The organism is Achromobacter sp. 46006, from assembly GCF_059761975.1.
The window spans coordinates 13,824-33,240 of record NZ_JCBANN010000028.1; the positions used below are offsets into that span (position 1 = coordinate 13,824).

Annotated in this window: 19 protein-coding genes; 13 read left to right on the plus strand and 6 right to left on the minus strand. The window is 66.1% G+C overall.

Annotated elements, in window-relative coordinates:
• Positions 1-677 precede the first annotated feature (677 nt).
• The 3 genes from AC6LKG_RS14930 to mpl form a co-directional block, all read right to left on the minus strand.
• On the minus strand, positions 678-2,585 hold the full coding sequence (locus AC6LKG_RS14930) for a ribonuclease catalytic domain-containing protein (RefSeq protein ID WP_498165468.1): 1,908 nt from the start codon (positions 2,583-2,585) through the stop codon (positions 678-680).
• Between the two features lie 68 nt (positions 2,586-2,653).
• Positions 2,654-3,256, minus strand: a complete 603-nt coding sequence (locus AC6LKG_RS14935; protein WP_498165469.1) for a YqiA/YcfP family alpha/beta fold hydrolase — start codon at positions 3,254-3,256, stop codon at positions 2,654-2,656.
• A gap of 45 nt (positions 3,257-3,301) precedes the next feature.
• A complete protein-coding gene (gene mpl, locus AC6LKG_RS14940; protein WP_498165471.1) occupies positions 3,302-4,672 on the minus strand; it encodes a UDP-N-acetylmuramate:L-alanyl-gamma-D-glutamyl-meso-diaminopimelate ligase in 1,371 nt (456 codons plus the stop codon).
• 98 nt (positions 4,673-4,770) lie between these two features.
• Here mpl and AC6LKG_RS14945 point away from each other — a divergent pair, with 98 nt between their 5' ends.
• The 13 genes from AC6LKG_RS14945 to AC6LKG_RS15005 all read left to right on the plus strand — a co-directional run bounded on the left by AC6LKG_RS14945 (position 4,771) and on the right by AC6LKG_RS15005 (position 16,398).
• Entirely contained in the window at positions 4,771-5,307 is a 537-nt protein-coding gene (locus tag AC6LKG_RS14945; RefSeq protein ID WP_498165473.1) for a TlpA family protein disulfide reductase, read from the plus strand.
• A gap of 89 nt (positions 5,308-5,396) precedes the next feature.
• Positions 5,397-5,831 carry a type II 3-dehydroquinate dehydratase gene (gene aroQ, locus AC6LKG_RS14950; RefSeq protein ID WP_049071124.1) on the plus strand — a complete coding sequence of 145 codons (435 nt, stop codon included), beginning with the start codon at positions 5,397-5,399 and terminating at the stop codon, positions 5,829-5,831.
• Positions 5,832-5,919: 88 nt separating this feature from the next.
• Positions 5,920-6,381 carry an acetyl-CoA carboxylase biotin carboxyl carrier protein gene (gene accB / locus AC6LKG_RS14955; protein ID WP_498165474.1) on the plus strand — a complete coding sequence of 154 codons (462 nt, stop codon included), beginning with the start codon at positions 5,920-5,922 and terminating at the stop codon, positions 6,379-6,381.
• A 9-nt stretch (positions 6,382-6,390) separates the two neighbouring features.
• Positions 6,391-7,737 (plus strand): acetyl-CoA carboxylase biotin carboxylase subunit, encoded by a 1,347-nt coding sequence (gene accC / locus AC6LKG_RS14960; RefSeq protein ID WP_006388604.1) that lies wholly within the window; start codon positions 6,391-6,393, stop codon positions 7,735-7,737.
• A 101-nt stretch (positions 7,738-7,838) separates the two neighbouring features.
• Positions 7,839-8,765 (plus strand): 50S ribosomal protein L11 methyltransferase, encoded by a 927-nt coding sequence (prmA, locus tag AC6LKG_RS14965; protein ID WP_049071128.1) that lies wholly within the window; start codon positions 7,839-7,841, stop codon positions 8,763-8,765.
• 23 nt (positions 8,766-8,788) lie between these two features.
• The gene (locus AC6LKG_RS14970; RefSeq protein ID WP_498165475.1) at positions 8,789-10,141 is read left to right on the plus strand and encodes a DUF3426 domain-containing protein; all 1,353 of its coding nucleotides are present in this window, start codon (positions 8,789-8,791) and stop codon (positions 10,139-10,141) included.
• Between the two features lie 12 nt (positions 10,142-10,153).
• Positions 10,154-11,095: a carbohydrate kinase family protein gene (locus AC6LKG_RS14975; RefSeq protein ID WP_498165477.1), complete on the plus strand. Its 942-nt coding sequence runs from the start codon at positions 10,154-10,156 to the stop codon at positions 11,093-11,095.
• Between the two features lie 205 nt (positions 11,096-11,300).
• Positions 11,301-11,804 (plus strand): outer membrane lipoprotein, encoded by a 504-nt coding sequence (locus tag AC6LKG_RS14980; RefSeq protein ID WP_006388608.1) that lies wholly within the window; start codon positions 11,301-11,303, stop codon positions 11,802-11,804.
• Between the two features lie 407 nt (positions 11,805-12,211).
• Positions 12,212-12,451, plus strand: coding sequence for an acyl carrier protein (locus AC6LKG_RS14985; protein WP_326339829.1), 240 nt, complete (start codon positions 12,212-12,214; stop codon positions 12,449-12,451).
• Positions 12,429-13,607, plus strand: a complete 1,179-nt coding sequence (locus AC6LKG_RS14990; RefSeq protein ID WP_498165479.1) for a D-alanyl-lipoteichoic acid biosynthesis protein DltD — start codon at positions 12,429-12,431, stop codon at positions 13,605-13,607. Before AC6LKG_RS14985 ends, AC6LKG_RS14990 begins: the two co-directional genes overlap by 23 nt.
• Positions 13,604-13,804: a hypothetical protein gene (locus AC6LKG_RS14995; protein WP_498165533.1), complete on the plus strand. Its 201-nt coding sequence runs from the start codon at positions 13,604-13,606 to the stop codon at positions 13,802-13,804. The genes AC6LKG_RS14990 and AC6LKG_RS14995 overlap by 4 nt, the downstream gene beginning before the upstream one ends.
• Positions 13,805-13,811: 7 nt before the next feature.
• On the plus strand, positions 13,812-14,939 hold the full coding sequence (locus AC6LKG_RS15000; RefSeq protein ID WP_498165481.1) for an MBOAT family O-acyltransferase: 1,128 nt from the start codon (positions 13,812-13,814) through the stop codon (positions 14,937-14,939).
• Positions 14,940-14,955: 16 nt separating this feature from the next.
• Positions 14,956-16,398, plus strand: a complete 1,443-nt coding sequence (locus AC6LKG_RS15005) for a D-alanine--poly(phosphoribitol) ligase (RefSeq protein WP_498165482.1) — start codon at positions 14,956-14,958, stop codon at positions 16,396-16,398.
• Positions 16,399-16,468: 70 nt separating this feature from the next.
• Here AC6LKG_RS15005 and AC6LKG_RS15010 read toward each other — a convergent pair whose 3' ends face one another.
• The 3 genes from AC6LKG_RS15010 to AC6LKG_RS15020 all read right to left on the minus strand — a co-directional run bounded on the left by AC6LKG_RS15010 (position 16,469) and on the right by AC6LKG_RS15020 (position 19,405).
• The gene (locus tag AC6LKG_RS15010; protein WP_498165483.1) at positions 16,469-17,029 is read right to left on the minus strand and encodes a YggT family protein; all 561 of its coding nucleotides are present in this window, start codon (positions 17,027-17,029) and stop codon (positions 16,469-16,471) included.
• Between the two features lie 167 nt (positions 17,030-17,196).
• Positions 17,197-17,859 (minus strand): histone H1-like DNA-binding protein, encoded by a 663-nt coding sequence (locus tag AC6LKG_RS15015; RefSeq protein ID WP_498165485.1) that lies wholly within the window; start codon positions 17,857-17,859, stop codon positions 17,197-17,199.
• A 346-nt stretch (positions 17,860-18,205) separates the two neighbouring features.
• Entirely contained in the window at positions 18,206-19,405 is a 1,200-nt protein-coding gene (locus AC6LKG_RS15020; protein WP_498165486.1) for a ribonucleotide-diphosphate reductase subunit beta, read from the minus strand.
• Positions 19,406-19,417 lie beyond the last annotated feature (12 nt).

Sequence of the window (19,417 nt, forward strand, 5' to 3'; positions counted from 1 at the left end):
GCTTTAGCTGACCGTCCAACTTCTGGGGGTCAGTTCAGTGGGCGGCCTTCTTTGGCATTTGGGGGGAGGTCGGGTGAGACGCTGAGGAATCGGTGAGGCAATGCCAGAGGCGTTTCCCTTGGAGGAATCCGCGATGCATCGGGCGTTCTTCTCCCGTGGAAGGATCCGCGATGCATCGCCAGACCTCTTCCCCATCAGCCGTTCTTCCCCTGTATCAGGCGCGCGCCAAGCCCGTCACGCGCAAGCCACCCTCCATCGCGCGCCGCCACTCTCTTCCCCTCGACTGGACGGCACCTCAAGCAAGCAACCCGCCACCCGCGCGCAGCGCCAACACGCCAAGCCAAGACACCGCGTAAGTTGCGGGCGGCCGCCCGCGCGGCCACCCGCAACGGGCATCAGCAATCTCGTGAAGTTTCCTCGCTCTTGCAGCGCCACCGGCCAAGAAAAACGTAGCTCGTCTGGCAGGCGGCCCGGGCGGCGGGCAACCTCGATGCGCCCGACGGAATCCGAAGGCAGCCGCCGGCAGGCGGCCACGAGGATGAGGAAGGGGAAGTCCGGAGCGAACGCTCCGGACCGCAATCGTGGGCGCCCGCCGCCCGGGCCGCCTGCCAGACGGGCGGCCTAGGAAAGACCGCCACGACGCCAGCAGACAAGCCTATCGACAAGCAACCGCCACCCTAAGCAGCAGCCTCTTCAGCCGCCGGCCCCACCTGCCCCACATACCGGCAGTCCAACTCCAGCGACAACTCATCCATCCCCAGAATCTCCACCTCCACCGCCGTCCCGCGCTCCAGCTCGGGCATCCCGCCGATGCGGGTGACGAGCGGGCAGTTGGCGAAGCGCACCAGGTCTTCGCGCAGCACGTGGGCCACGGTGCGGCTGATGTTGTGCTGCTTGAGCCAGCGCAGGCACCAGTAGCGCTCCATCGCGCTCTGGAACTCGGCCCAGGCCGCGTACTGCGCGTCGAACGCGCCGATGATCGCGAACAGGTCCGCGTCGCGCGGCTTGAAGGGGGCCACCAGTCGCGCCGAGACGCCGTGCTCGACCGCGGCGATCAGTTGCCACTGGTTCACCAGGTCCACGTAGCGGCGCAGCGGCGACGTACTCCAGGCGTACTGCGGCACGCCGATGGCCTCGTGCGGCAGCGCCTGCGTGCTCATGCGCACGCGGCCGGCCTGCTGCGAGCGGTAGATGCCGGGCACGCCGTGCTGGTTCAGCAGGCCGCCCCACAGATTGTTGGCCAGGATCATGTACTCGGCCACCATCCGGTCCAGCGGCGCGTTGCGCTGGCGCGGCACCAGGCGCACCGGGGTGTCGGGATCGTCGGGGTCGCCGTCCAGGTAGAAGCTGTACTCCACCCGTGAATTGTTCTCGGGCTTGCCGCGCACGTTCTCGCGCTGCGCCGACAGGGCCTGCGCCAGTTTCCACAGCGGGCGCAGCCAGTGGCCGTAGGGCAGCTCGGTGGATGTGTCGTTCAGGCTCTCTTCGGTGACCTGGGCGTCGAGCATGTTGTGGCGCAGGTTCTCGCGCACCACCACGCGCTCCAGGCGCGTGTCCGATTCGATGATCTCGCCGGTTTCCGGGTTGGCCGTCACGTACAGCGACAGCACCGGCACCTCGCGGCCGGCGTCCAGCGAGAACGCCTTGATGACGTTGTCGGGCTGCATCGGGATCTTGTCGCCCGGCATGTAGACGGTCGACAGGCGCGCGCGCGCCAGCTTGTCGAACTCGCTGTCGCGCGTCACGGTGAGGCCGGGCGCGGCCACGTGGATGCCGACGCGCAGGTTGCCGTCGGGCAGCGTCGAGACCGACAGGGCGTCGTCGATCTCGGTGGTGGTGACGTCGTCGACCGAGTAGATCTCGGCGTCCGATAGCGGCAGTTCGCGGTCGATCGGCGGCAGTTCCAGCTCGGGGAAGGCCAGGCCGCGCGGGAAGTTCACCGCCAGGAAGCGGCGCTTGTGCAAGGCCAGCGCATGGGGCCAGGCGCCCAGTTCCAGCAGTAGGCGGTCGGGGCTCTTGCCGAGCTTGGCGCAGGCGGCGTCCAGCGCCTTCCATTGCTGCGAATTCTTGTCCGGGCGGATCAGCAGCGATTCGGCGGCCTGGGCGATGGGTTCGGGCAGGCGGCCGGCGGCCATCTCGTCGACCCATTCCTGCTGCTGTTCCGCCTGGCGCTGCTTCTTTTCCAGCGCGGCCAGGGCGGCGGCCAGAATGTCGGGCGGGGCGGGGCGGTAGTGGCCCTTGCCGCGGCGATGGAAGTAGGCGGGTGCCCCATGCAGGCGCATCAGCAGCGCGGCCTGTTCGACGGGGGTGGGCGCATGGCCGAAATAATCGGCCGCCAGCGCGGGCGAATCGAATTCTTCCTGGGGCGCGCATTCCCACAGGAATTGAAGATCCAGGGTATCGGCCAGCGCGGCGGCCTGGGCCATCAGCGCGGCCGGTTCGGGCGCGGCGAAATTGAACAGGGTGTTGGCGCGCTTGATCTTGCTGCGCTTGCCCGATTCGGACTCCACCTGCAGGCTGGCGTCGGTTTCGGACAGGATATGGCCGGCCTTGAAGCTGCCGTCGTCTTCGTAAAACACATACATGGTGAGGGTCGTCCTGGGCGGCGCGCAAGCGCCGCCTTGCGCAGCTATATATATAAGAGTGTAGTGAGTTATCTGGGACCGGTCGGCGCGGAGCCAAGGGCGAATTCCAGCACCTCGGGCATCCAGTCGGCGAAATCTGACAGGCCGTGATCGCTGCCGGGAACGATGCGCTGGCGGCAGCCCGCGTAGCGATCGCGCATTTCACGCCAGTCCAGCACCTCGTCGCCGGTCGCGGCCACCAGGAAATAGCGTTCCGGCTGGCTGATGCGGTCGACACGCAGTGCGGCCAGTTCCTCCACGTATTCCGGCAGGAACATGAACGGCGCGTCGGAATGATACATGCGGTGCTCGCCAACCTGGGTGGCCAGGTCGCGCGCGGCCTCGACCGCGGGGTTTAGCAGCACCGCCTGGCAACCGAGCTGTTCGGCCAGCCAGGTGGCGTAGAACCCACCCAGCGACGAGCCGATCACGGTCAGCGCGCGCGGATCGGCGGCGTCGGCCAGTTGCCGCCGGGCGATACCCTGCGCCAGCTCGATGGCCTGGCGCGGGCTGGCCGGCAGTTGCGGACAGGCCCAAGCGGCTGGCAGGCCGCGGGCAGCCATGGCCTCGGCCATCATGCGGGCCTTGAATGAAGTCGGCGAGGAACGAAAGCCGTGCAGGTAAAGGATCATTTCGTGCCTTTCCGGAGGGGCTGCCTGGGGCGCTGGCGCGGCGCCTCAGCCGCGCGCCGCCAGGGCGGCCAGCAGCTTGCCGTGGATGCCGCCGAAGCCGCCGTTGCTCATCACCAGCACCTGGTCGCCGGGGCGTGCGGCGCCGGTCACGGCGGCCACGAGGGCGTCGATATCATCGTAACTGGAAGCGCGCTCGCCCAGGGGAGCCAGCACTTCGACCGGATTCCAGCCCAGCGCGTGCTTGCCGGAACGGGCGCCGAAGCAGAACACCAGGTCGGCATCGCGCAGCGCATCCGGCAGGCGCGCGGCCATGGCGCCCAGTTTCATGGTGTTGGAACGCGGCTCCAGCACCGCCAGGATGCGCGCCGCGCCCACTTGGCGGCGCAGGCCTTGCAGGGTGGTGGCAATGGCGGTGGGGTGATGGGCGAAATCGTCATAGACCTTGACGCCGTTGACCGTGCCGCGCAGTTCCATGCGGCGCTTGACGCCGCCGAAACGGCTCAGGGCCTCGATGCCTTCGGCGGCCGGCACGCCCGCATGGTCGGCCGCGGCCAGCGCGGCCAGGGCATTCATGCGGTTGTGCTCGCCGCCCAGGGCCCAGCGCACGGTGCCGACGTCGATGCCGTCGCGCCGCACGGCGAAAGCGCCATCGGCGTCGGGGGCGTCGGCCTGCCAGGCGCCATCGACGCCGAACGTGACGGTTTCAGACCAGCATCCGCGCGCAATCACGCGATCCAGCGCGTCGGATTGCGTCGGGCGGATGATACGGCCAGAGCCTGGAATGGTGCGCACCAGATGGTGGAATTGGGTTTCGATGGCCGCCAGATCGGGGAAGATGTCAGCGTGATCGTATTCAAGATTGTTCAGGATGGCGGTGCGGGGGCGGTAGTGGACAAACTTCGAGCGCTTGTCGAAGAACGCCGTGTCGTATTCGTCCGCCTCGATCACGAAAGGGCGCCGCGCCGGGTCGTAGCGCGCCGACACCCGCAGGTCGGTGGCCACGCCGCCGATCAGGAAATTGGGCGCCAGGCCCGCCGCTTCAAGGATCCAGGCCAGCATCGAGCTGGTGGTGGTCTTGCCATGGGTGCCGGCCACCGCCAGCACGTGAGCGCCGGGCAGGATGTTGTCGCCCAGCCATTGCGGCCCGGACACGTAGCGGGCGCCGGCTTCCAGAATGGCTTCCATCAGCGGGTTGCCGCGGCTGACGACGTTGCCGATCACGTACAGGTCCGGCTTGAGCGCCATCTGTTCGGGGCCGAAGCCTTCGATCAGTTCGATTCCCTGTTCGGACAACTGGGTGCTCATGGGCGGGTAGACGCCCGCATCGCAACCGGTGACCTTGTGGCCGGCGGCGCGCGCGATCAGCGCCAGGCCGCCCATGAACGTACCGCAGATGCCAAGAATGTGCAGGTGCATTGAAAACTCTCCTGTCCTGCATTGTATAGATAGGCAGCCGTCATGCCGGCGCGCCGGCGCTTGCGGCGCAAACCGGCCGCAGCGGTTATGATCGCGCCATGAATCGACGCCTACTCCTGTCCGCCGCCGTGGCCGTGGCCGCCACGGTCGCGGGGGGCTACACCCTGCTGGGCCGCAACCAGCCCCCGTCCGCGCCCGCGGCGCCCGCCGCCGAGGACCCCGTCGCTGCCCTGATGCAACTGCGCTTGCCCGATCTGCACGGCGCGACGCAGTCGCTGGCCGCCTGGAATGGCCAGCCCATCGTGGTCAATTTCTGGGCAACCTGGTGCGCGCCGTGCGTCAGGGAAATGCCCGAGCTCGACGCCTTGCAGAAAAAATACCCACATGTCCGTTTTGTCGGTATTGGCGTTGATTCAGCGGTCAACATGCAAAAATTTGTCGAGAAAGTACAGGTTTCCTACCCTTTGTGGGTGATGGGAGCCGGGGCTGTCGATACCCTGCGCAAGCTAGGAAACCCGAGCGGCGGATTGCCATTTACCATTGTTTTCAATGCAGATGGCAGCATTAACCGGAAGATACTGGGCGAAATCCAGCCTGATGACTTGAGCCAGACACTGTCTGGTTTTAAGGCGTAAGTCTGTTGGACAAATAGTAGGAATTGGCGTAAAAAGCTGGTTTATCGGCTGTTTTGCCAACAATTGGCAATCCACTCATTGGCAAGCGCATGGCGCAAAACATACTGGTATTGCATGGCCCGAATCTGAACCTGCTCGGCACCCGGGAGCCTCACATCTACGGCAGCCTCACGCTGTCCCAGATCAACGAGGGCCTGGAGCGGCTGGCCGGTGAATTGGGCGCCACGCTGACCGCGTGGCAAGGCAATCATGAAGGCGCGCTGGTTGACCGCATTCAGGCGGCCCGGCAAGACGGCACCGATTTCATCATCATCAACGCGGCGGCATATACGCACACCAGCGTCGCGATCCGCGATGCGCTGGCTGGGGTCGCGATCCCATTTATTGAAGTACATTTGTCCAACCTGTATAAGCGAGAGCCCTTCAGGCATCACTCATATCTGTCCGACTTGGCGGTAGGCCTCATCAGCGGCCTGGGCGCGGATGGCTACGAAGCGGCTCTGCGTTACGCAGTGCGGCACTGATCTCGCACCAACTCTCAGCTTTTACATCTTATATGGCGCGGACCCGGACACCGGGACGTTGCCGACACTATCTCGGGAAGCAGCTTCTATGGACCTTCGAAAACTCAAAACCCTGATCGACCTGGTGGCTGAATCGGGCATCGCCGAGCTGGAAATCACCGAAGGCGAAGGCAAGGTTCGCATCGTCAAGTTCTCGCAGACCCTGCAGCCGGTGGCTTATCACCAACCGGAAGCCGGCGTCGCCGTCGCGCCGGCCGCGCCCGCGGCTCCGGCCGCCGCGCCCGCCGCCGCTGCCGAGGCCGCTCCTGCGGTGCAGGGCCATGTGGTCAAGGCCCCCATGGTTGGCACCTTCTACCGTTCGCCGAACCCGGGCGCCGCGCCGTTCATCGACGTGGGCGCCACGGTCAAGGAAGGCGATCCGCTGTGCATCATTGAAGCCATGAAGCTGCTCAATGAAATCGAAGCCGACAAGTCCGGCGTCATCAAAGAAATCCTGGTCGAAAACGGCGAGCCCGTCGAGTACGGTCAACCCCTGTTCGTCATTGGCTGATAGCTGAAAATGTTCGAAAAAATCCTGATCGCCAACCGGGGCGAAATCGCCCTGCGCATTCAGCGCGCCTGCCGCGAGCTGGGCATCAAGACCGTGGTGGTGCACTCCGAGGCCGACCGCGAAGCCAAGTACGTGCGCCTGGCCGACGAATCCGTGTGCATCGGGCCTGCGCCGTCGCGTGAAAGCTACCTCAACATGCCGGCCATCATTTCGGCGGCCGAAGTCACGGATTCCGAGGCAATCCACCCGGGTTACGGGTTCTTGTCCGAAAATGCCGACTTCGCCGATCGCGTCGAAAAGAGCGGCTTTGTCTTCATCGGCCCGCGCCCCGACACCATTCGCCTGATGGGCGACAAGGTCAGCGCCAAGCGCGCCATGATTGAAGCCGGCGTGCCGGTGGTGCCCGGTTCCGAAGGCGCGTTGCCCGACGATCCGCAGGAAATCATCCGCGTTGCGCGCGAAGTCGGCTATCCGGTCATCATCAAGGCCGCTGGCGGCGGCGGTGGCCGCGGCATGCGCGTGGTGTACACCGAGGCCGCGCTGCTGAACGCCGTCACCATGACGCGTTCGGAAGCGGGCGCCGCGTTCAACAACCCGGAAGTCTATATGGAGAAGTTCCTCGAGAACCCGCGCCATGTGGAAATCCAGGTGCTGGCCGACGGCGGTCGCAACGCCGTGTGGCTGGGCGAGCGCGATTGCTCCATGCAGCGCCGCCACCAGAAGGTCATCGAGGAAGCGCCGGCCCCCGGCATCGCGCGCCGCCTGATCGAGCGCATCGGCGACCGCTGCGCCGACGCCTGCCGCAAGATGGGCTACCGCGGCGCCGGCACGTTCGAGTTCCTGTATGAAAACGGCGAGTTCTATTTCATCGAAATGAACACCCGTATCCAGGTCGAACACCCGGTCACCGAGCTGATCACCGGCGTCGACCTGGTGCAGCAGCAGATCCTGATCGCCGCCGGCGAGAAGTTCACGCTGCGCCAGCGCGACATCACCTTCAAGGGCCACGCGATCGAGTGCCGCATCAACGCCGAGGACCCGTTCCGCTTCGTGCCCAGCCCTGGCCGCATCACCAACTGGCACACGCCGGGAGGTCCGGGCGTGCGTATCGATTCGCACGCGTTCAACGGCTATTTCGTGCCGCCGAACTATGATTCGATGATCGCCAAGGTCATCACCTACGGCGACACGCGCGACCAGGCCCTGGCGCGCATGCGCACCGCGCTGTCGGAAATGGTGGTGGAAGGCATTTCCACCAACATCCCGCTGCACCGTGAACTGCTGCAGGATGCCCGCTTCGTCGAAGGCGGCACCAGCATCCACTATCTGGAAAACAAGCTGGCCCAGCGTCCCTGACCAGCGCATAGCAGGGGGCCTTGGCCCCCTTTTTACTGCCTTAACCGGCTGACCGGGCCGCGGCGCATGCCGCGGCCCGTTGGCCAGATGGAAGAATCATCATGCGTGAACTCGTGCTCCACTGCCAGGAGGCGCAAGCCGAGGCCCTGTCCGACGCCCTGCTGGAAGCCGGCGTGCTGTCGGTGTCCGTCGAGGACGCCGACCTGGGCACCGACGACGAGCGTCCGCTGTTCGGCGAGCCGGGCACCGAGCCCGACGTGCAGGCCTGGGAACGCAATCGCGTCGTGGCTTTGCTGCCGGATGGAGCCGATCCCGCGCAGATCATGGAAGAAGCCGCCGCCGCGGGCGAGCTGGACCCGGCGCTGTTCGCCGGCTGGAGCCTGCGCGACGTGCCGGACGCCGACTGGGTGCGCCTGACGCAATCGCAATTCGGCCCCATCCACATCGCCGAACGCCTCTGGATCGTGCCCAGCTGGCACCGCGACAGCCCGGACGTCCCTGGCCTGGAAGCGGCCGCGGCCGAGGACGGCGCCATCCATATCGAACTCGATCCGGGCCTGGCCTTCGGCACCGGCAGCCATCCGACCACGCACCTGTGCCTGGCCTGGCTGGAAGCCGAGCTGCCCAAGGGCGCGACCCTGCTGGACTACGGCTGCGGCTCGGGCATCCTGGCCATCGCCGCGCGCAAGCTGGGCGCCGGCCCGACCCAGGCCGTCGACATCGACGCCCAGGCGGTGCAGAGCACGGTCTTCAACGCCGAGGTCAACCACGTCGAATTGCAGGCCATGTTGCCCGACGGCCTGGCCGACGGCACGTTCGAAGTGGTGGTGGCCAACATCCTGTCCAACCCGCTGAAGGTGCTGGCGCCCATGCTGGCCGGCCGCGTCGCTGCCGGCGGTCACCTGGTGCTGTCTGGCGTGCTGGAACGGCAGGCCGAGGAAGTCGCGGCCGCCTACGCGCCCTGGATCGCCATGTCGGTCTGGCGCGCCCGTGACGGCTGGGTCTGCCTGCACGGCCAGAAGGCCTGAACCCGTTTCCGCCGGATCGCGCCATGGCCCTGACCACCCGCTGCCCGCAATGCGGCACGTCATTCAAGGTGGTGCCCGACCAGCTTCGGGTCCGCAATGGCCTGGTGCGCTGCGGCGCCTGCGCCACCGTGTTCGACGGCCGCGCCTGCCTGTTGCCGGCCGCGGGCGTGCCGGCCTCGGAAGCGCCCAAGCCGGCCGCCGCCGCGCCGCGGATTGCGCCCGCCGCGCCGCCGACGAGCGCGGTGCCGCAGGCGGTCGCCGCCCCGGTGCTGGCGCCGCCGCCGAGCGCGCTTGCGCCATCCGCCGAGCCAGGCGCCATTGCCCCGTGGGATGACCTGCCCGGGATGCCGGACGCACCGGAGAGCGCGACCCATCGCGACGCCGGCGCGCCGACGCCCGTCGCGCCCTCCGTGCCCTTCGCCGCACCGCCAGCCGTACCCCCCGCCGTGCTGCGTGGCCGTGATGACATCCGCCGCCGCATCGAACCCGACGCCGCGCTGGCCGAAGAGGGCGATGACGACGATGACGAAAACGAAGACCTGGACCGCTACGACGATGCGCCGCGCTGGCAGGCGCCGGCCGGGCCGCGTGACGAACCCATCGTGGCGCGGCGCGAGACCGCGCGCTGGGACGCACCGCGCAACCAGCGTCCGGCCGAACCGGTGTTCGTGGTGCGCGCGACCCCTCCGCATGCGCAGGCCGGCGGCGAGGCTGCCGACGGCGAACACGGCCATCGCGGCGAGGCGGACGACGGGCAGCCCGATCTCGATGACGGCGGGTCCGAACCGATCCTGGGCGACCTGCGCACGCGCTACTCCAGCGCCACCGACGTCGGCCGCGCACCACCCGAATTCCTCGACCAGGACCGCCAGGAGCGCCGCGGCCTGCTGCGCAGGCTGTGGGGCTATGCCTGCCTGGCCGGATTGCTCGCGCTGGGCCTGCAACTGCTGTATGTGTACCGCATCGACCTCGCCAATTCGGTGCCGGTCCTGCGGCCCGCGCTGGAAGCCGCCTGCCAGCCGCTGGGGTGCACGGTCGGCTACGCGCGCCGCATCGAACGCATTGCCATCTCGGCGTCATCGCTGCAGCCGCCCGCGGGCGCGGCCGCCATCGACGATGGCCGCACGCGGCTGGTGCTGAACCTGGTGCTGCGCAACCGCTACGACAAACCGCAGCATTGGCCGGCGCTGGTGCTGGACCTGACTGATTTGTCGGACACGGTGGTGGTGCGGCGGGTGCTGATGCCCGAGAATTACCTCACTCCCGAGCAATTGCGGGGCCCGTTCGCGCCGGCGGGCGAACTGAAGATCTCCGTGCCGATTGAAGTGACCGGTGTCCAGGTCAACGGCTACCAACTCGACAAATTCTTTCCCTGAAGGATGACATTCATGGCAACCCCTGTCCTGGTCTGCGGTTCGATGGCATTCGACACCATCGCGGTGTTCGAAGGCCGTTTCAAAGAGCACATCCTGGCCGACCGCATCCAATCCCTGAGCGTGTCATTCCTGGTGCCCAGCATGCGCAAGGAATACGGGGGATGCTCGGGCAACATCGCCTACAACATGAATCTGCTGGGCGGCAAGCCGGTGCCGGTGGCCACCGTGGGCGAAGACGCCGGTGAATACCTCGAACGCCTGACCGACCTGGGCATCGACGTCAGCCGCGTCAAGGTCGTGCCCGGAACCTTCACCGCGCAGTGTTTCATCACCACCGACCTGGACGACAACCAGATCACCGCCTTCCACCCCGGCGCCATGTCGTTCTCGGCCAGCAACGACCTGAGCGATGCCAAGGCCGCCTGGGGCATCGTCGCCCCGGATGCCAAGGAAGGCATGTTCGCCCACGCCGAGCGCCTGCACCAGCGCGGCATCCCCTTCATCTTCGACCTGGGCCAGGCCATGCCGCTGTTCGACGGCGCCGACCTGGAACGCATGCTGGGCCTGGCACAGGCCCTGACCGTCAACGACTACGAAGCCGGGGTGGTCGAGCAGCGCACCGGCCGCAGCATGGCCGACATCGCCACCAGGCTGCAGGCCGTGGTCGTCACGCGCGGCGCCGAAGGCGCCACGCTGCTCACCGAAGGCAAGGCCATCCAGATCGAACCGGTGCGCGCCGCGCAGGTGGTCGATCCCACCGGTTGCGGCGATGCCCAGCGCGGCGGCCTGCTCTACGGCCTGACCAGCGGCTGGGGCTGGGAAGACAGTTGCCGCCTGGGCAATGTCATGGGCGCCATCAAGATTGCCTCGCGCGGTCCGCAGAACCATGCGCCTTCGCGTGCCGAGATCGACGCGGTGCTGCACGCAGCCTACGGCATCCATCTGCCGGCCTGATTCCCGCCCGGCTCCTCGGGAACCCGGGCGTGCCGACATGGTCGAATTGCCGTCGCGAAACCGGCCGCGATCTTTCCGTCGCGGCTGTGCCGCCAACTGGTTTTCCGCCCGTGGCGGTGCGTTTCAGTGTGTTGCACGTTAGGCTGCCGCCCTGCCGGGGCGGAGTATGATCAGAGCGTCGGCATTGCCCGATCGAGGAGTCCAAATGAACCAAAGCAAAACCTTTTCCTTGTTGACGCCGCGTACCGGCCGCTGGCTGGCCGTTGCGGCCGTCGTGACCTCGATGGCCGTCCTGGGCGGTTGTGCCAATCGCAGCGCCTCCAGCGGTGTGTACAGCTACGATCAGGCGCAACGCGAGCAGATCGTCCGCACGGGTACGGTGACGGGCGTGCGCCCCATCGTCATCCAGAACGACAAGTCCAGTGGCGTCGGCATGCTGGCCGGGGGAGCCTTGGGCGGCGTGGCGGGCAACGCTATCGGCGGCGGCACGGGCCGCACCATCGCCACAGTGGGCGGCGCCATTCTCGGCGCGCTGGCCGGCAACGCCGTGGAAAACCAGGTGGGCAAGAATTCCGGCTATGAAATCACGGTGCGGCTGGACAACGGTGAAACGCGCGTGGTCGCGCAGGAAGCCGACGTGCCTATCAGCGTCGGTCAGCGCGTGCAGGTCATCAGCGGCGCCGGCCCGACCCGCGTCACGCCGATGTAATCCCGGCGTCCCTGGCCACGGCCAGCGCAAAGCCCGCTCGCGCGGGCTTTTTTTATCCCTGACGGGAGCTTGGCCCCGGGGCCGCAAGGCCCCGGCGCAGCGCGACCTGCCCGAAATCTGTCGCTCGGCCGCAACGCGGCCCCCGGGATTTACCCGCAAGCGTTACGTTTCCCAGCCTTTTATAGCGATTTGGCCGGTAAGTTTCATGGCGATTCGACGTTTGAAGTGCCATGATTGCACCCGTGCCCGGCGCTGCCGCGGGATTTTGATGTAACCAAGTGCATCGGAACTCTGCCGCCGGATGCCGCAGCCGTCAGTCGATTTTCAGTTGTTTTCCGTATACTCGCCGTCCTGAACTCGGGGCGGGGAGGATTTTGCCGACGAGGCAATGTAACGCCGTACCATCTATGCACACCGAGCAAGAACTCCACACCAAGATCGGCGCGATCGTCGAGTCGATCGTCATGAAGAAAGTCACTCCCGATACGCAACTGATTGCCTCCGGCCTGGTCGATTCGCTCGCCGCGGTGGATATCACGCTGGCGGTCGAGGCGGAGTACGGCTGCAGCATCCCGGCTCCCGAGATCGCGGAGCACCTGCAGTCGGTACGCACGCTCGCCGGCTATGTCGCTGCCAATCTTTCGTAACCCCCGCCTGCTGTCCCACGTCACGGCCGCCGCCACCGCGGTGGCGCTGGCCTATGGGGCTTTTTGCGGCGCGGACGATCTGCTGTCCCGCGTTGTGCGTCCGGTTTCGACGGCGCCCGCGTCCAGCAGCAACTATCTGCCGAACCTGGGGCCGGACTGGGGCACCCAGCACGTCAACCTCAATCGCCTGGGCAATGCGCTCAGCGACGGCACGCTGGTGGTGCTGGGGTCGTCCGAGCTGTCCAGCCATGACCTGCGTTTCGTGCCTTATCGCTTCTTCCCCGAGGAGCTGAAGGTGCCGACGCTGGCATACGGACACGCGATGTTCCAGTCGTATGGCATCGTCAGCGTGCTCGAATCGGTGGCGGACTCCCTGACCCCCAATACCCGCCTGGTGATCATGGTGTCGCCGGCCTGGTTCGCTTCCGGCGGCCAGTTGCCGCGCAGCGCCTTCGCCGAGCATGTCACCGGCCCGGTCTGGGACCGCCTGTGGGACAAGCCCAGCACGCGCGAGCAGATGCAGAACTGGATCAGCGACAACGCCAATTGGGGTTTGTTGTGGTTGATCGCCAATGGCCAGGTCGCCGAGCTCAAGGACAAGCTGTCGCTGTGGTGGAACGCGCGCAAGGAGCCCGCGCCCGATCGCCCGCGCAGCAAGCTGTCGGTGCCCGCCCACCGTTTCGTGACCTGGCCGTCTTCGGCGCGGCTCAACCCCGGTCAGTGGTCGCGCCTGACGCACGAGGCGCGCACGGTCGAGCACCAGCTCGGCGGCAACAACCCCTACGACGTGCGCGACGACTACTACAAGCAATACCTGGCGCCGCTGTATTCCCCGGCCCGCAACGAGTTTGCCAACGTCGATCCGCTCACCCGCACCGAGCTGGGCGACCTGTCGCGTGTCATGGCCTTGCTGCAACGGCGCAAGGTCAAGGCCTACTTCGTGATCCAGCCGTTCAATCCCAAGCTCATCCTGGACGTCGAGCGTTTCGACCCGGTGGTGGCCGCCATCACCGGCATGTGCCAACGCTATCAGATGGGGTGCCTGGACCTGTACAGCATTCCCTTCGAACCGGGCATGGTGCGTGACGACATGCACCTGGCCGAGCTCGGTTGGGCGCTGGCGGACCAAGGCATTGCGGAGTACTTTTCCCGATGAAACTCTCTCAAGAAGCCGACGCGGCGCCGGATGATGCCGGCGCGGCCCGCAAAGCGGCCGCCAAGGCCTGGGGCCGGCGCTTTTTCTGGCATCTCTGCCTGTATGTCGGCGTGATCCTGGTGTTCGTGCTGCAGGCGCAGCCCACCACGGGCGGCGGCGGACCGATCAAGGTCGAATTCCAATATCAACAGTTCTGACCGCAGCATGGAATTGTTCGCAAGCTTGAGTTTTTTCGGCGGCGCCCTGTGCGGCGGACTGGGGTTGCTGGCATACCGTTCGTTCGGCATGCCGTTGCGCATCGGCTATCGCCACATCATCGGCGTGATCTGCCTGGGCGTATGGATGGCGGTGTTCTGGGCGCGCCCCTACCAGCCCATCGCGCTGCTGGCGATCTCGGGCGGCGCGTTGTGGGCCATGCGCCGCCGCTACATCCCGACCTGGCTGGCCGTCATCATCACCATGACGCCGCTGCTCTTGGTCAAGACCGGCGTGTCGCACCTGGGCGCGATGCTGGGCCTGTCGTTCGCCACCTTCCGCGCCATTGACGTGCTGCTGTTCGCGCCGCGCAATGAGCGCGTTTCGCCGCTGGACTACTTCATCTATCTGTTCTTTCCGCTGACGCTGCTGGCCGGGCCGATGTACCGCTGGCGCAATTTCCAGGCCGACCTCAAGCGCGGTTACGAAGGCGTCAACCTGAATACCTGGCTGACCGGCCTGGAATTGATCATGCTGGGCGTGATCCAGAAGTTCGGCCTGGCCGAGCTGATCTGGCGCTATGGCCTGGCGACCCTGGACGCGCACGATTACTCGTTCAGCGGGGTGGCGCTGAATGCCTCGCTCTACAGCGCCTATCTGTTCTTCGATTTCGCCGGCTATTCCACCATGGCCATCGGGATCGGCATGCTGTTCGGCTTCACGTTGCCGATCAATTTCCGCAATCCGCTGGCCACGCTCAATCCGCAGGACTTCTGGCGCCGCTGGCATATCAGCCTGTCAGAGTGGCTGCGCGATGTGGTGTTCATGCCGATCTACAAGGCGCTGAGCAAGACCGCGTTCTTCTCGCGCCACCGCATGGCGGCGCAGAACATAGGCATCTTCGCCACGCTGCTGGCCATGGGTGTGTGGAATGGACTGTCGGTGCACTACATCGTCAGCGGCCTGATGTTCGGTGCCTACTCGGTGGGCCACAACCTGCTGGTCAACGCCGCCAGGACCCGGCCGGCGCTGCAGGCCGCCCTGGCCCGGCCCGTCATGCGTTTTCTCGGGCGTGTTCTCACGCTGATCCTGGCCGCGCTGGCGCTATACGTGTTCAGCGGCCGCAGTCCCATCTGAAGCCAGGAGTTTCGGCATGCGTTTCGACCTGAAGACTTTCCAGTTCGTTGACTCCGCGCGCGCGCCCGACGCGCTGGCGGTGATCGGCGCCGACCGCAGCCTGAGCTGGGCGCAACTGCGCGCCGAGGCCGAGGCCTGGGCCGCGCAGGCGCGTGAATACGGCGTCGCGCCGGACGTGCCGGTGGCCATTTACGGCCACAAAGAGGCAGCGTTCTTCGTTGCCATGGTCGGCGCATTGCTGATTGGCGCGCCGTTCGTGCCGGTCGACACCATCTACCCGCCGCAACGCCTGCGCCGCATCGTCGAGATCGTGCGCGCCGCCGCCATCTACGACGCCGCGACCCAGGGCTTCGAGCCGGGCGATGGCGTCGAGCTGGCCGAGCGCGGACTGGCCTACGTCATGTTCACTTCCGGCAGCACCGGCGATCCCAAGGGCGTGCAGATAGGCCGCGAAAGCGTCGGCCTGCTGGGCGACTGGATGCTGGGCAGCTTCGGGCTGGGCGAGGCGCCGGTGTTCATGAACCAGGCGCCGTTCAGCTTCGACCTGTCGATGTACGAGGTGTTCGCCACGCTCGCCGCCGGCGGCACTTGCGTGCTGAACTCCCGCGAGCAGATCGGCGCGGCCGCCACCTGGATGGGCCGGCTGGCGCAGAACGGCGTGACCGTGTGGGTGTCGACCCCGTCGTTCGCGCACCAGCAGTTGGCCAACCGCGACTTCTCGCCGGCCACGCTGCCAACCCTGCGCACGTTTCTGTTCTGTGGCGAACCCCTGCCAGCGGCGTTGGCTAAGAAACTGCGCCAGCGCTTCCCGGATGCGGCGATCCTTAATACCTACGGCCCGACCGAAGCCACCGTCGCCACCACCTGGATCGCCATCACCGACGCGGTGCTGGCGGCACACGACCCGCTGCCGGTCGGCCACGCCAAGCCTGCCTGCGAGTTGCGTGTGCAGGACGGCGAGATCTGCATCATTGGCGACCACGTCATGCGCGGTTACCTGAACCGCCAGGATCTGAACGAGGCCAAGCTGTTCGTGGCCGAGGATGGCCGCCGCGGCTTCCGTACCGGCGACCTGGGCCAGTTGGATGCGGACGGGTTGCTGTTCTGCCGTGGCCGCATGGACGACCAGATCAAGCTCAATGGCTATCGCATCGAGCTGGCCGAGATCGACGAGGCCTTGCATGGGTTGCCCGGGGTCCAGGGCGGGGCCTGCGCGGTGTTGCGCCGGCCTGATGGCACGGCGGTGCGCCTGATCGGCTTTGTCGCCGGATTGGCGCAGGCCGATGCCAGCCTGCTGGACCAGGATGCGTTGTCGGGTTGGAAGGAGCGGCTGGCCCGGCGCCTGCCGCCGTATATGGTGCCGTCCGAACTGGTGTCGTGCGCCGCGCTGCCGATGTCCAACAATCACAAGATCGATCGCAAGAAGCTGCTGGACATCTACGCCGCGATCCCGGCGTAGGGCCTCATCGGGCGCCGCCAGCGGCGCGCCAGGAAAACGGCCCGGGCGGTTTGCCGGGCCGTTCTGGCATTCAAATACCCATCAGGCCGTAGCTCAGGCGCGCCAACACCATCAGCAGCACCTGCGCGATGATCAGCAGCAGCAGCGGCGAGAAGTCGATCGAGCTGCGCGGCAGCAGGCGGCGGATAGGGTCCAGCATGGGGGCGGTCAGTGCCTGCAGCAGCGGCATCATGGGCGCCATCGGGTTGACCCACGACAGCACCGCCTGTATCAGCGTCAGCCACACCACCAGATTGAGCGCCCACTTGAGGGCCATCAGCAGCGCCGACAGCATGGCCGAGGGCAGCAGCACGGCGGGGATCAGGGCGCCGATGGCGACCAGCCAGGACAGCACCATGTAGACCAGCGCGGCCAGCCAGGTGGCCACCAGGCTGGTCCAGTCGATCTTGTTGCCGGCAGGGATGATCTTGCGCAGCGGCATCACCAGCCAGTTGGTGGCCTGGTAGATGGCGCGAGCCAGCGGATTGAACGGATGCAAGCGTATGGCGTGCATCCAGGCGCGGGCGATCAGTGCGGCGCCGAATAGCGTGAACGCGATTTCGAGCAGGAAGCGGAAAATTTCACCGAGCATGGGCGCGATCTACCTAATGAAGACAGCATTTATTGTCTCACGCCAATGCGGTAACGGTGCTACCCGGAGCGTCGGCGCGACAGCGTTGCGCGTACCGGCGGCCAAACAAAAACCGCCTGGCCAGGGCCAGGCGGCTTGAGGCACCGCTACCGCGGTGACCGGTCCGATTAAGGACGGCCACCCGTCGGGAACGGCCACGACGCGGCGGGGTTCAGCGCGGTCTTCGCGCCCGGGGCGGCAGCCGTGGACGGCGGCGTGGCGGGCTTCTTCGGAGCGGCTTTCTTCGCGGCGGGCTTCTTGGCGGCGGCGGGCTTGGCGGCCGGCTTGGCAGCAGGCTTCTTGGCGGCCGGAGCCTTCTTGGCGACGACCTTCTTGGCTACCGCTTTCTTGGCGGGAGCCTTCTTGGCGATGGCCTTCTTGGCTACCGCTTTCTTGGCGGGGGCCTTCTTGGCGACGGCCTTCTTGGCAACCGCCTTCTTGGCGACGACCTTCTTGGCTACCGCTTTCTTGGCGGGGGCCTTCTTGGCGACGGCTTTCTTGGCAACCGCCTTCTTGGCGGCGACCTTCTTGACCGCGGCCTTCTTGGCTACCGGCTTCTTGGCCGCGACTTTCTTGGCGACGGCCTTCTTGGCTACCGCTTTCTTGGCGACCTTCTTGGCGGCCGGCTTCTTGGCGGCAACCTTCTTCACCGCCGGCTTCTTGGCGGCGACCTTCTTGACGGCTACCTTCTTGACGGCAGCTTTCTTGGCCGGGGCGGCCTTCTTCGCTACTGCCTTCTTGGCGGCGGGCTTCTTCACCGCTTTCTTTACGGCTTTCTTGGCTGTTGCCATGGTCATGCTCCTTAGGTTCAGGGGTCCCAGAACTTAAACCCGTGCCCCGATCCGCCAACAAGGCGAACCGTGCCCGGGCTATTCATCGGCGCATGCCGCTGTCCTGTGCGAGCAACAGCTACTACGGTTTGCGCTAATGAATTCGGCACAGCCATTTGATATGGCCCCCGCTCCTTTGGCGCGAGCCATTTCAAATGGCGCCGGTGGGCAGTCTGATCACAGACCGCCTACCGCTTGTTCTACGTGTTCGAAAACACCCTGACCTGGGAGATCGCCTTCAAGGCCTGGCGCGAACGCGACGCTCTCTGGCAGAGCGTGCCCGCGCCGGGCCCGAAGGCGAACTGCGTTACTCCCAGCTCAGCGTGCCACCGGTTTGGTATTCGATCACGCGAGTTTCAAAAAAGTTGCGTTCCTTCTTAAGGTCGATCATTTCCGCCATCCACGGGAAGGGATTTTCTTCCTGAGGGAACAGCGGTTCGATACCGATCTGCTGGCAACGACGGTTGGCGATGAAGCGCAGGTAGGATTTGAACATGGGAGCGTTCAAGCCCAGCACGCCACGCGGCATCGTGTCTTCGGCGTAAGCGTATTCGAGTTCGACCGCTTTGCGGAAGAGTTCGCGAATTTCTTCGCGGAACTCCGGCGTCCAAAGGTGCGGATTCTCCAGCTTGACGGTGTTGATCAGGTCGATGCCGAAATTGCAGTGCATGGATTCATCGCGCAGGATGTACATGTACTGCTCGGCGGCGCCGGTCATCTTGTTCTGGCGACCAAGCGCCAGGATCTGCGTGAAGCCAACGTAGAAGAACAGGCCTTCCATCAGGCAAGCGAAGACGATCAGCGACTTGAGCAGCGTCTGGTCGGCTTCGGGCGTGCCCGTCTTGAAGTTGGGGTCCGCGATCGCGTCGATGAACGGGATCAGGAACTCGTCCTTGGCGCGGATGGACGGCACTTCGTTGTAAGCGTTGAAGATCTCCGCTTCGTCCAGGTCCAGGCTTTCGACGATGTATTGATAGGCGTGCGTGTGGATCGCTTCTTCGAATGCCTGGCGCAGCAGGAACTGGCGGCATTCGGGCGCCGTGATGTGGCGGTAGGTGCCCAGCACGATGTTGTTCGCGGCCAGCGAGTCGGCCGTGACGAAGAAACCCAGGTTGCGCTTGACGATGCGGCGCTCGTCCTCGGTGAGCCCGTTCGGGTTCTTCCAGAGGGCGATGTCGCGCGACATGTTGATTTCCTGCGGCATCCAGTGGTTCGCGCACGTGGCCAGGTATTTCTCCCATGCCCACTTGTACTTGAACGGCACCAGCTGGTTGACGTCGGTCTCGCCGTTGATGATGCGCTTGTCGGCAACCTTCACGCGTTGCGAGGTGGCATTGCCGCTGACCGCCAGGCCGGCCGCATGCTGCGGCGCGGCCGGGGTCGGCATGGCGGCATCGCCGAACACGCCGGTCGCCGCCCGGACTTCGGGCGCAGCCTGCCCGCCCGCCGCGGGCGCGGGGGCTTGTGCAGGTTGCGTGGCGAGGGTGTCGTCTTCCCAATTAATCATGATTCATTCTCC

What these genes read in the sequence shown, in the direction of transcription:
- AC6LKG_RS14930 (WP_498165468.1), bottom strand. Translation starts at nt 2,585, where the DNA reads ATGTATGTGTTTTACGAAGACGACGGCAGCTTCAAGGCCGGCCATATC.
- AC6LKG_RS14935 (WP_498165469.1), bottom strand. Translation starts at nt 3,256, where the DNA reads ATGATCCTTTACCTGCACGGCTTTCGTTCCTCGCCGACTTCATTCAAG.
- mpl (WP_498165471.1), bottom strand. Translation starts at nt 4,672, where the DNA reads ATGCACCTGCACATTCTTGGCATCTGCGGTACGTTCATGGGCGGCCTG.
- AC6LKG_RS14945 (WP_498165473.1), top strand. Translation starts at nt 4,771, where the DNA reads ATGAATCGACGCCTACTCCTGTCCGCCGCCGTGGCCGTGGCCGCCACG.
- aroQ (WP_049071124.1), top strand. Translation starts at nt 5,397, where the DNA reads ATGGCGCAAAACATACTGGTATTGCATGGCCCGAATCTGAACCTGCTC.
- accB (WP_498165474.1), top strand. Translation starts at nt 5,920, where the DNA reads ATGGACCTTCGAAAACTCAAAACCCTGATCGACCTGGTGGCTGAATCG.
- accC (WP_006388604.1), top strand. Translation starts at nt 6,391, where the DNA reads ATGTTCGAAAAAATCCTGATCGCCAACCGGGGCGAAATCGCCCTGCGC.
- prmA (WP_049071128.1), top strand. Translation starts at nt 7,839, where the DNA reads ATGCGTGAACTCGTGCTCCACTGCCAGGAGGCGCAAGCCGAGGCCCTG.
- AC6LKG_RS14970 (WP_498165475.1), top strand. Translation starts at nt 8,789, where the DNA reads ATGGCCCTGACCACCCGCTGCCCGCAATGCGGCACGTCATTCAAGGTG.
- AC6LKG_RS14975 (WP_498165477.1), top strand. Translation starts at nt 10,154, where the DNA reads ATGGCAACCCCTGTCCTGGTCTGCGGTTCGATGGCATTCGACACCATC.
- AC6LKG_RS14980 (WP_006388608.1), top strand. Translation starts at nt 11,301, where the DNA reads ATGAACCAAAGCAAAACCTTTTCCTTGTTGACGCCGCGTACCGGCCGC.
- AC6LKG_RS14985 (WP_326339829.1), top strand. Translation starts at nt 12,212, where the DNA reads ATGCACACCGAGCAAGAACTCCACACCAAGATCGGCGCGATCGTCGAG.
- AC6LKG_RS14990 (WP_498165479.1), top strand. Translation starts at nt 12,429, where the DNA reads ATGTCGCTGCCAATCTTTCGTAACCCCCGCCTGCTGTCCCACGTCACG.
- AC6LKG_RS14995 (WP_498165533.1), top strand. Translation starts at nt 13,604, where the DNA reads ATGAAACTCTCTCAAGAAGCCGACGCGGCGCCGGATGATGCCGGCGCG.
- AC6LKG_RS15000 (WP_498165481.1), top strand. Translation starts at nt 13,812, where the DNA reads ATGGAATTGTTCGCAAGCTTGAGTTTTTTCGGCGGCGCCCTGTGCGGC.
- AC6LKG_RS15005 (WP_498165482.1), top strand. Translation starts at nt 14,956, where the DNA reads ATGCGTTTCGACCTGAAGACTTTCCAGTTCGTTGACTCCGCGCGCGCG.
- AC6LKG_RS15010 (WP_498165483.1), bottom strand. Translation starts at nt 17,029, where the DNA reads ATGCTCGGTGAAATTTTCCGCTTCCTGCTCGAAATCGCGTTCACGCTA.
- AC6LKG_RS15015 (WP_498165485.1), bottom strand. Translation starts at nt 17,859, where the DNA reads ATGGCAACAGCCAAGAAAGCCGTAAAGAAAGCGGTGAAGAAGCCCGCC.
- AC6LKG_RS15020 (WP_498165486.1), bottom strand. Translation starts at nt 19,405, where the DNA reads ATGATTAATTGGGAAGACGACACCCTCGCCACGCAACCTGCACAAGCC.